This window comes from uncultured Enterovirga sp., from assembly GCF_964242715.1.
Classification (GTDB): domain Bacteria; phylum Pseudomonadota; class Alphaproteobacteria; order Rhizobiales; family Beijerinckiaceae; genus Enterovirga.
In genome coordinates, this window is record NZ_CAXTAZ010000032.1 from 46,810 (window position 1) to 56,499 (window position 9,690).

The following is a 9,690-nucleotide window of genomic DNA, read 5'->3' on the forward strand; positions in this document are numbered from 1 at the left end:
ATGGCTCTCGACGAACCAGGTCTCGCGGCCCAGCGCGAGGAACTCCTCGACAGCCGTCCGCATTTCCAGGACTCGACGGCCCTACGGGACGGCCCTGCGCTCGTCCCGTCCGCCGGGCGCGAGCACGACATCCGCAACTTCTCCATCAATTTTGGGCCGCAGCACCCGGCCGCGCATGGCGTGCTGCGCCTCGTGCTCGAACTCGACGGCGAGATCGTCGAGCGCGTCGATCCGCATATCGGCCTGCTCCACCGCGGCACCGAAAAGCTGATCGAATACAAGACCTATCTGCAGGCGAACCCCTATTTCGACCGGCTCGACTATGTCGCGCCGATGAACCAGGAGCATGCCTGGTGCCTGGCGATCGAGAAGCTGATCGGCCTCGCGGTGCCGCGGCGCGCCCAACTGATCCGGGTGCTCTTCCTCGAGATCGGCCGGATCAAGTCGCACCTCCTCAACGTCACGACGCAGGCGATGGATGTCGGCGCGCTCACGCCTCCGCTCTGGGGCTTCGAGGAACGCGAGAAGCTGATGGTGTTCTACGAGCGGGCCTCCGGCTCGCGCATGCACGCCAACTACTTCCGGCCGGGCGGCGTCCACCAGGATCTGCCCGACCGGCTCATCTCCGACATCGAGAGCTGGTGCGAGACCTTCCCGAAGGTGCTGGACGACCTCGACGCGCTCTTCATTGGCAACCGCATCTTTAAACAGCGCAACGTGGATGTCGGCCTCGTCACGCTGGAGGATTGCTGGAAATGGGGCTTTTCCGGCCCGATGGTCCGCGGCTCGGGGGCGGCATGGGACCTGCGCAAGGCGCAGCCCTACGAATGCTACGAGGAACTCGAATTCGATATCCCGGTCGGCCGCAACGGGGACAATTACGATCGCCAGGTGATCCGGATGCTCGAGATGCGCGAGTCCGTGCGCATCATGAAGCAATGTATCGGGAAGCTTCGTGAACCCGCGGGCCAAGGTCCGGTGACGACGCAGGACGGAAAGGTCGCGCCGCCGAAGCGCTCCGAGATGAAGCGCTCGATGGAAGCGCTGATCCACCATTTCAAGCTCTACACCGAAGGCTTCCACGTCCCGGCCGGCGAGGTCTATTGCCCGGTCGAGGCGCCCAAGGGCGAGTTCGGCGTCTATCTCGTGTCCGACGGCACGAACAAGCCGTATCGCTGCAAGATCCGGGCGCCCGGCTTCGCCCATCTCCAGGCCATGGATTTCATGTGCCGCGGCCACATGCTGGCCGACGTCTCGGCCGTGCTCGGATCGCTCGACATCGTGTTCGGCGAGGTGGATCGGTGAGCGCGAGTCGGGCCAGTGGCGAGCGTATGACGGTTGAGGCGTATCTCGATTGGTGCAAGACGCGTTCCGACGAGCAGCGTTACGAGCTTGTGAACGGCGTGCCGGTGGCGATGGCCGGCGACAGCTTGCGGCACAATCTGACTAAGGGGGCTCTGTATCGCGCCCTGCAGGATGCCGTAGCTGAGGCCGGTCTTCCTTGCTTCGTGTTCATCGACGGCGTCAACGTGAAGATCGACGCGCACAATGCACGCATCCCTGACGTCAGCGTCCAGTGTGCCCCGCTGGTTGATCTCGACGCCATGCTGGTGGAGCCGATCGTCGCCGCCGAGGTAACATCGCGGTCGAGCGAGCGTGACGACACCGGCGCCAAGTTCGCGGACTATTTCGCCGTTCCCGGCATCCAGCATTACCTGATCGTGCGGCCGGAGCAGGGCGTGGTGGTCCATCATCGCCGCACGAGCGCGCAGGAAATGATGACGGCCCTCGTTCGGGACGGCCGGCTCACGCTCGATCCGCCCGGGCTGTCCTTCGACATCGCACCTGTCCTCCAAGCCGCGCATTCGCTCGGGGTCACCCAGTAATGTCCGTCCGTCGCCTCGCGCCCGCCGAAATCCAGCCTGCCTCCTTCGCCTTCTCCGAGGAGAATGGCCGCTGGAGCGAAGGCGAGATCGCAAAGTATCCGGAGGGCCGGCAGGCCTCGGCCGTGATCCCGCTCCTCTGGCAGGCGCAGAAGCAGCATGGCTGGCTGCCGAAGCCCGCGATCGAGGCCGTCGCCGTCCAGCTCGGCATGCCGATCATCCGGGTGATGGAGGTCGCGACCTTCTACACGATGTTCAACCTCGAGCCGGTCGGGCGCTGGTTCGTTCAGCTCTGCGGCACGGTGCCGTGCCACGTGAAGGGCGCGCTCGACCTGAAGCAGGTGCTGCTGGAGAAGGTCGGCGACGAGCGGCACGTCACGCCGGACGGCAACTTCTCCTGGCTCGAAGTCGAGTGCCTCGGGGCGTGCTGCAACGCGCCGATGGTGCAGATCAACGACGATTATTACGAAGACCTCACGCCCGACCTCCTGATCGGGCTCCTCGACGACCTCGCGGCCGGACGGGAGGTGAAGCCCGGCCCGCAGGCAGGCCGCCGCTCCTCCGAGCCGGAGGGAGAGGTGAAGACGCTTCAGGACGAGGCCCTGTTCGACGGGTCGCTCGTCGGGGCGTGGCGCAAGCGCTTCGAGGCGAGTACGCCGAAGACCTCGGAGGCTCCGGCAGCGACCGCGACAGGCGACAACGATCCGAAGCCCGGGCGCCCGGCTGCCAACCGTCCGGCCCAGAGTTCGGCCGCGGACGGGCCGGCCCAGCGTGCCGCCGATGGCAAGGAGCCCATCCCTCAGGCGGCGCAGGACAGGGCGGACGATTCCAGCAAGACGTCCGCCGTCTTCCCGGGATCGTCCTCGAACCCGAACCCGCCCCAAAGCAGCAAGTCCTACGTGATGACACCGTCGAAGCCCGAAGACGGCCGCGCCGCGGCCGGATCGCTCGGGACGACGCCCGTCTCCGGAGCTCCCGGAGAGGGGGAGCCCGCGCGCCGGGACGGCTCGGACACGAAGCCGGTCGGCGCCGACAAGGACGCCTCTCCCGGCGTCGCTCCCAAGGAATAACGCGATGGCCCTTGCCGACCGCGACCGCATCTTCACGAACCTCTACGGCTTCCACGCGCCGGATCTCGAGGCCGCCCAGAAACGCGGCGCCTGGGACGGAACGAAGTTCCTGCTCGAACAGGGCATCGACTGGATCATCAACGAGATGAAGGCCTCGGGCCTGCGCGGCCGTGGCGGGGCCGGCTTCCCGACCGGGCTGAAATGGTCCTTCATGCCGAAGGAGGTCGGCGAGCGGCCGCATTACCTCGTCGTCAATGCCGACGAATCCGAGCCGGGCACCTGCAAGGACCGGGAGATCATGCGGCATGATCCGCATCTCCTGATCGAAGGCTGCATGATCGCGTCCTTCGCGATGCGGGCGCATGCCTGCTACATCTACATCCGCGGCGAATACATCGCCGAGCGGATCGCGCTGCAGCGGGCCGTAGACGAGGCCTACGAGGCCAAGCTCGTCGGGAAGGACAATGTCCACGGCTACCCCTTCGACATCTACGTCCACCACGGCGCCGGCGCCTATATCTGCGGCGAGGAGACGGCCCTTCTCGAATCGCTCGAGGGCAAGAAGGGAATGCCGCGGCTGAAACCGCCCTTCCCGGCCAATATGGGCCTCTATGGCTGCCCGACGACGGTGAACAACGTCGAGTCGATCGCGGTCGCCGGCACCATCCTGCGCCGCGGCGGCGCCTGGTTCGCCGGCCTTGGGCCGAAGAACAACACCGGCACCAAGCTCTTCTGCGTGTCCGGCCACGTGAACAAGCCCGGCAATGTCGAGGAGGTGATGGGCATCACCTTCCGGGAGCTGATCGACCGCCATTGCGGCGGCATGCGGGGCGGCTGGGACAACCTGCTCTGCTCGATTCCGGGCGGCGCTTCCGTGCCGCTCGTCCCGGCCGAGCAGATCATCGATGCGCCGATGGATTTCGACACCCTGCGGGGTCTGAAATCCGGCCTCGGCACCGCGGCCGTGATGGTCTTCGACAAGTCGACGGACATCGTTCGGGCGATCGCGCGCCTGTCCTATTTCTACAAGCACGAGAGCTGCGGCCAGTGCACGCCCTGCCGCGAGGGCACGGGCTGGATGTGGCGGGTGATGACCCGCATGGCCGAGGGCCGCGCGCAGAAGCGCGAGATCGACATGCTGCTCGAGGTGACGACCCAGATCGAGGGTCACACCATCTGCGCGCTGGGCGACGCCGCCGCCTGGCCGATCCAGGGCCTAATCCGGCATTTCCGGAGCGAGATCGAGAGGCGCATCGACCAGTATAGCGGCAACCCGCATTCCGAGCCCGTGCTCATGGCGGCGGAGTAGGCGAATGACTGACGAGCCGGACCACATCGTCCTCGTCTATCTGCGGCGGATCGACGAGAAGGTCGATCGCTTGATCGACGAGATGCGAGACCTCAAGGTCCGGACGACGTCGGTCGAGGAGAACCTTGCCGGGGTTCACCGCCGCCTGGATCGCCTGGAGATGCGCTTCGAGCGGGTCGAGCGACGGCTCGACCTCGTCGATGCCCACTAAGAGCCTATCATGACCAAGCTCATCGTCGACGGCGTCGAGGTCGATGTCCCGCCGGACTTCACGCTGCTCCAGGCCTGCGAGATGGCGGGCGCGGAAATCCCGCGCTTCTGCTTCCACGAGCGGCTGTCGATCGCCGGCAATTGCCGGATGTGCCTCGTCGAGCTGAAGGGCGGGCCGAAGCCGGTCGCGTCCTGCGCCTGGGGCGTGCGTGATTGCCGTCCTGGCCCGAACGGCGAGCCACCGGTCGTCTCGACCAAGTCGCCGATGGTCAAGAAGGCCCGCGAGGGGGTGATGGAATTCCTCCTCATCAACCACCCGCTCGACTGCCCCATCTGCGACCAGGGCGGCGAATGCGACCTCCAGGACCAGGCCATGGCCTACGGGGTCGACACGACGCGCTACCACGAAAACAAGCGCGCGGTGCACGACAAGTATATCGGCCCGCTGGTGAAGACGTCGATGAATCGCTGCATCCATTGCACGCGCTGCATCCGCTTCGTGGCCGAGGTCGCGGGCGTGCCGGATCTCGGCGCGACGGGCCGCGGCGAGGACATGGAGATCACGACCTATCTCGAACACGCGATGGGGTCGGAATTGCAGGCGAACGTGGCCGACCTTTGCCCGGTCGGCGCGCTGACCCACAAGCCGCAGGCCTTCAACGTGCGGCCCTGGGAGCTGACCAAGACGGCCTCGATCGACGTCATGGACGCGGTCGGCTCGAACATCCGGGTCGATGCGCGCGGCCGCGAGGTGATGCGCGTGCTGCCGCGGGTGCACGAGGACATCAACGAGGAGTGGATCTCCGACAAGACCCGGCAGCATGTCGACGGCCTCCGGCTGCAGCGTCTCGACCGGCCCTTCCTGCGCGAGAATGGCCGCCTGCGGCCGGCGACCTGGAACGAGGCCTTCGCGGCCATCGCGTCCCGGCTCAAGGGCGCTGATCCGAAGCGGATCGGCGCCATCGCGGGCGATCTCGCGGCAGTCGAGGAGATGTTCGCGCTCAAACTCCTGATGGAGGCACTCGGCTCGCCGAATCTCGACGCTCGACAGGACGGCTCGGCGCTGTCGCCGGCTCATGGCCGCGCCTCCTACCTGTTCAACCCGACCATCGCCGGGATCGAGCATGCGGACGCGATCCTGATCGTCGGGGCGAACCCGCGGCTCGAGGCGTCGATCATCAACGCCCGCATCCGCAAGCGCTGGCGGATGTCGCCGCTTCCGATCGGCGTCATCGGCGAACGGGTCGATCTCACCTACGACCACGTCTATCTCGGCGCCGGACCGGAAACGCTCACGGAACTCTCGGCCGGCCGGCATAGCTTCCTCGACGTCCTGAAGGGCGCGGCGAAGCCGCTGGTCATCATCGGCTCGGGCGCGCTCTCGCGCGCCGACGGCGTCGCGCTGCTCGCGGCGATCTCCGGCCTCGCCGGCACGATCGGCGCAGCAGTCGAGGGCTGGAACGGGATCGCGATCCTGCATGACGCGGCGGCTCGGGTCGGCGCGCTCGATATCGGCTTCGTGCCGGGGGAGGGCGGTCTCGCGGCCCCCGCGATGGCGGATGCCGGAGCGCTCGACGTGCTGTTCAATCTCGGGGCGGACGAGATCGAGATCGCGCCCGGCGCCTTCGTGATCTACCAGGGCACCCACGGCGACCGCGGCGCGCATCGCGCGGACGTGATCCTGCCGGGCGCGGCCTATACCGAGAAGTCGGGCACCTTCGTGAATACCGAGGGCCGCGTGCAGCAGACCGGTCGGGCCGTGTTCCCGCCGGGCGATGCGCGTGAGGATTGGGCGATCCTGCGGGCACTCTCCGACGTGGTCGGGCACAAGCTGCCCTTCGACAACCTCGCCGCGTTGCGGCGCGCGCTCTACGCCGCGCATCCGCATCTCGCGCGGCTCGACGAGATCGCGCCAGCGAATCTCGCGCCCGCGCTCTCCGCCTGGGCTGGGCTCGGCGGCACGCTCGACACCGAGCCGTTCCGCTCGCCGGTGCAGGACTTCTTCCTCACCAACCCGATCGCCCGGGCCTCGCGCGTGATGGCGGAGTGTTCCGCGCTCCATACGGCGACGCCGGCCCTCCAGGCGGCCGAGTAGGGACAGTCGCATGCCCTTGAACGACATCCTTTTCGCCGTCGGCATCGCGCTCCTGAAGAGCGTCGTCCTGCTCGTCTGCCTGCTCGTCTTCATCGCCTTCGCGCTCTATGCCGACCGCAAGATCTGGGCGGCCGTGCAGCTCCGGCGCGGGCCGAACGTGGTCGGGCCCTGGGGCCTGTTGCAGAGCTTCGCCGACCTGACGAAGTTCTTCGTCAAGGAGGCCATCATCCCGGCCTCCGCGAACAAGGGCGTCTATCTCCTCGCGCCGCTCGTCTTCGCGACGCTGTCGCTCTCCGCCTGGGCCGTGATCCCGCTGGCGCCCGGCTGGGCCATCGCCGACATCAATGTCGGCGTCCTTTACATCTTCGCGATCTCGTCTCTCGGCGTGTACGGCGTGATCATGGGCGGCTGGGCGTCGAACTCGAAATACGCCTTCCTGGGCGCGCTCCGGTCGGCCGCCCAGATGGTGTCCTACGAGGTCTCGATCGGCTTCGTGATCATCACCGTCCTGATGTGCGCGGGCTCGCTCAACCTCACGGCCATCGTCGAATCGCAGAACCGCTACGGCATCTTCGGCTGGTACTGGCTCTGGCTGTTCCCGATGTTCGTCGTCTTCTTCATCTCGGCGATGGCCGAGACGAACCGGCCACCCTTCGACCTGCCCGAGGCCGAATCGGAGCTCGTGGCCGGGTTCATGGTCGAATATTCCTCGACACCGTTCCTGCTCTTCATGCTCGGCGAATACGTCGCCATCATGCTGATGTGCGCGCTCGGCACGATCCTCTTCCTGGGTGGCTGGCTGTCGCCGATCCCGTTCCCGCCCTTCACCTGGGTGCCGGGCCTCGTCTGGTTCGTGCTGAAGGCGTCCTTCCTCTTCTTCATGATCTCGATGGTGAAGGCCTTCGTGCCGCGCTATCGCTACGACCAGTTGATGCGCCTCGGCTGGAAGGTTTTCTTGCCGCTCTCGCTCGTCATGGTCGTGATCGTGGCCGGCGTCCTGAAGGTCACCGATCTCGCCCCGCGCGGGCCGCCGGAGCCCGCCCCCGTCGCAGACAAGGCAGTCATCCAATGAATGTCGGTCGAGCCGCTACGTCCCTGCTCCTGTGGGAGTTCGGCGCCGCCTTCGTGCTGTCGATGAAATACTTCTTCAAGCCGAAGGCGACGATCAACTATCCCTTCGAGAAGAACCATTTGTCGCCCCGTTTCCGGGGCGAGCACGCGCTACGCCGCTACCCGAACGGCGAGGAGCGCTGCATCGCCTGCAAGCTCTGCGAGGCGATCTGCCCGGCCCAGGCCATCACCATCGAGGCCGGGCCGCGCCGAAACGACGGCACGCGGCGCACCACGCGCTACGACATCGACATGGTGAAATGCATCTATTGCGGCATGTGCCAGGAAGCCTGCCCGGTCGACGCCATCGTCGAGGGGCCGAACATGGAATTCTCGGTCGAGACCCGCGAGGAACTCCTCTACGACAAGGACAAGCTCCTCGATAACGGCGCCCGCTGGGAGCGCGAACTCGCCCGCAACATCGCGGCGGACGCGCCCTATCGGTAGCGCCGCTCCCCGCGCAGGGGAGGGTATGGCCCCGGCCGTTGTCCGATCCGGGTCGGCGGCCTATAGACCCTCCGGGACCCCGGCCCCGGCGACACAGCAAGGCCCGGAGCCGCTCCGAGACACATGACCGCCCTTTTCTTCTATCTCTTCTCGACCGTGACGGTCGCGTCCGCCTTCATGGTGATCGCGTCCCGCAATCCCGTCCATTCGGTGCTCTACCTGATCCTCGCCTTCGTGAACGCGGCGGGCCTCTTCCTGATCATGGGCGCCGAGTTCCTGGCGATGATCCTGGTCGTCGTCTATGTGGGCGCGGTCGCCGTGCTGTTCCTCTTCGTCGTCATGATGCTCGACGTCGACTTCGCCGAACTCAGGCAGGGCTTCCTCAGCTACCTGCCGGTCGGCGGCCTGATCGGGGTGATCTTCCTGGTCGAGCTGCTTCTCGTCGTGTCGACCTGGACGGTCAGCCCGACCGCCCTGCAGCTGCCGCTCTCCGGCAATCCGACGGTCGAGGCGGTGAGCAACACCGAGGCGATCGGCCGGGTGCTCTACACCCGCTACGCCTATTTCTTCCAGGCGGCCGGCCTGATCCTGCTCGTCGCGATGATCGGCGCGATCGTGCTGACGCTCCGCGACCGTGTCGGCGTGAAGCGCCAGAACATCTCCCAGCAGGTCGCCCGCACGCCCGAGGAGGCGGTGCAACTCCGCCAGGTGCCGTCCGGCCAGGGCCTGCCCGAGGAGGTGTCATGACGATCGGGCTCGGCCACTTCCTCACCGTCGCCGCGATCCTGTTCACGATCGGCGTCTTCGGCATCTTCGTGAACCGCAAGAACGTGATCGTCATCCTGATGTCGGTCGAGCTCATGCTGCTCGCCGTGAACATCAACCTCGTCGCTTTCTCGACCCACCTGAACGACATCGTCGGGCAGATCTTCGCGCTCTTCATCCTGACCGTCGCGGCGGCTGAGGCCGCGATCGGCCTCGCTATCCTGGTCGTTTTCTACCGCAATCGGGGTTCGATCGCGGTCGAGGACGTCAACATGATGCGGGGGTGAGGGTGGTTCGCGTTCCGACGTCCTGCGTCCTTCGAGACGCGGTCCGGCTGGCTTCGCCGAACCGGACCGCTCCTCAGGATGACGCCCGGAGTGGATTCCCATCCACCCACCTCGTCATGCTGAAGAGGCCGCGTAGCGGCCGTCTCGAAGCACGAAGCTGAACCATGTATCACGCGATCGTCTTCCTCCCGCTCGTCGGCTTCCTGATCGCCGGCCTGTTCGGCCGTTTGATCGGGCCGCGGCCGAGCGAACTCGTCACGACCGGGCTCCTCGTCGTCGCCGCGATTCTCTCCTGGATCGCCTTCTTCCAGGTCGGCTACGGCTCGGGCGGCGCGACGCGCGTCCAGGTCGCGAACTGGTTCACGTCGGGCGGCCTCGTCGTCGATTGGGCCTTCCGCATCGACACGCTGACGGTCGTCATGCTGGTCGTCGTGAACACGGTGTCGGCGCTCGTCCACACCTACTCGATCGGCTACATGCACGAGGATCCGCACCGGCCGCGGTTCTTCGCCTA

Annotated in this window: 10 protein-coding genes and 1 pseudogene; all 11 read left to right on the plus strand. The window is 66.6% G+C overall.

Features of this window, described 5'->3' with window-relative positions:
* The gene (locus tag ACFE87_RS15860; protein WP_375460620.1) at positions 1 to 1,305 is read left to right on the plus strand and encodes an NADH-quinone oxidoreductase subunit D; all 1,305 of its coding nucleotides are present in this window, start codon (positions 1 to 3) and stop codon (positions 1,303 to 1,305) included.
* A gap of 26 nt (positions 1,306 to 1,331) precedes the next feature.
* Positions 1,332 to 1,886 carry a Uma2 family endonuclease gene (locus ACFE87_RS15865; protein WP_375460621.1) on the plus strand — a complete coding sequence of 185 codons (555 nt, stop codon included), beginning with the start codon at positions 1,332 to 1,334 and terminating at the stop codon, positions 1,884 to 1,886.
* A complete protein-coding gene (gene nuoE, locus ACFE87_RS15870) occupies positions 1,886 to 2,953 on the plus strand; it encodes an NADH-quinone oxidoreductase subunit NuoE (RefSeq protein WP_375460622.1) in 1,068 nt (355 codons plus the stop codon). The genes ACFE87_RS15865 and nuoE overlap by 1 nt, the downstream gene beginning before the upstream one ends.
* Before the next feature lie 4 nt (positions 2,954 to 2,957).
* Positions 2,958 to 4,262 (plus strand): NADH-quinone oxidoreductase subunit NuoF, encoded by a 1,305-nt coding sequence (gene nuoF / locus ACFE87_RS15875; protein ID WP_375460623.1) that lies wholly within the window; start codon positions 2,958 to 2,960, stop codon positions 4,260 to 4,262.
* Between the two features lie 4 nt (positions 4,263 to 4,266).
* Positions 4,267 to 4,473, plus strand: a complete 207-nt coding sequence (locus ACFE87_RS15880) for a hypothetical protein (RefSeq protein ID WP_375460624.1) — start codon at positions 4,267 to 4,269, stop codon at positions 4,471 to 4,473.
* A 9-nt stretch (positions 4,474 to 4,482) separates the two neighbouring features.
* Positions 4,483 to 6,567 (plus strand): NADH-quinone oxidoreductase subunit NuoG, encoded by a 2,085-nt coding sequence (gene nuoG, locus ACFE87_RS15885; RefSeq protein WP_375460625.1) that lies wholly within the window; start codon positions 4,483 to 4,485, stop codon positions 6,565 to 6,567.
* A gap of 10 nt (positions 6,568 to 6,577) precedes the next feature.
* Positions 6,578 to 7,639, plus strand: a complete 1,062-nt coding sequence (gene nuoH, locus ACFE87_RS15890; protein ID WP_375460626.1) for an NADH-quinone oxidoreductase subunit NuoH — start codon at positions 6,578 to 6,580, stop codon at positions 7,637 to 7,639.
* A complete protein-coding gene (nuoI, locus tag ACFE87_RS15895; RefSeq protein WP_375460627.1) occupies positions 7,636 to 8,124 on the plus strand; it encodes an NADH-quinone oxidoreductase subunit NuoI in 489 nt (162 codons plus the stop codon). The genes nuoH and nuoI overlap by 4 nt, the downstream gene beginning before the upstream one ends.
* 123 nt (positions 8,125 to 8,247) lie before the next feature.
* On the plus strand, positions 8,248 to 8,871 hold the full coding sequence (locus ACFE87_RS15900) for an NADH-quinone oxidoreductase subunit J (protein WP_375460628.1): 624 nt from the start codon (positions 8,248 to 8,250) through the stop codon (positions 8,869 to 8,871).
* Positions 8,868 to 9,176, plus strand: a complete 309-nt coding sequence (gene nuoK, locus ACFE87_RS15905; RefSeq protein WP_375460629.1) for an NADH-quinone oxidoreductase subunit NuoK — start codon at positions 8,868 to 8,870, stop codon at positions 9,174 to 9,176. The genes ACFE87_RS15900 and nuoK overlap by 4 nt, the downstream gene beginning before the upstream one ends.
* Before the next feature lie 164 nt (positions 9,177 to 9,340).
* A pseudogene (locus ACFE87_RS15910) lies at positions 9,341 to 9,690 on the plus strand (NADH-quinone oxidoreductase subunit L); the annotation flags it as partial.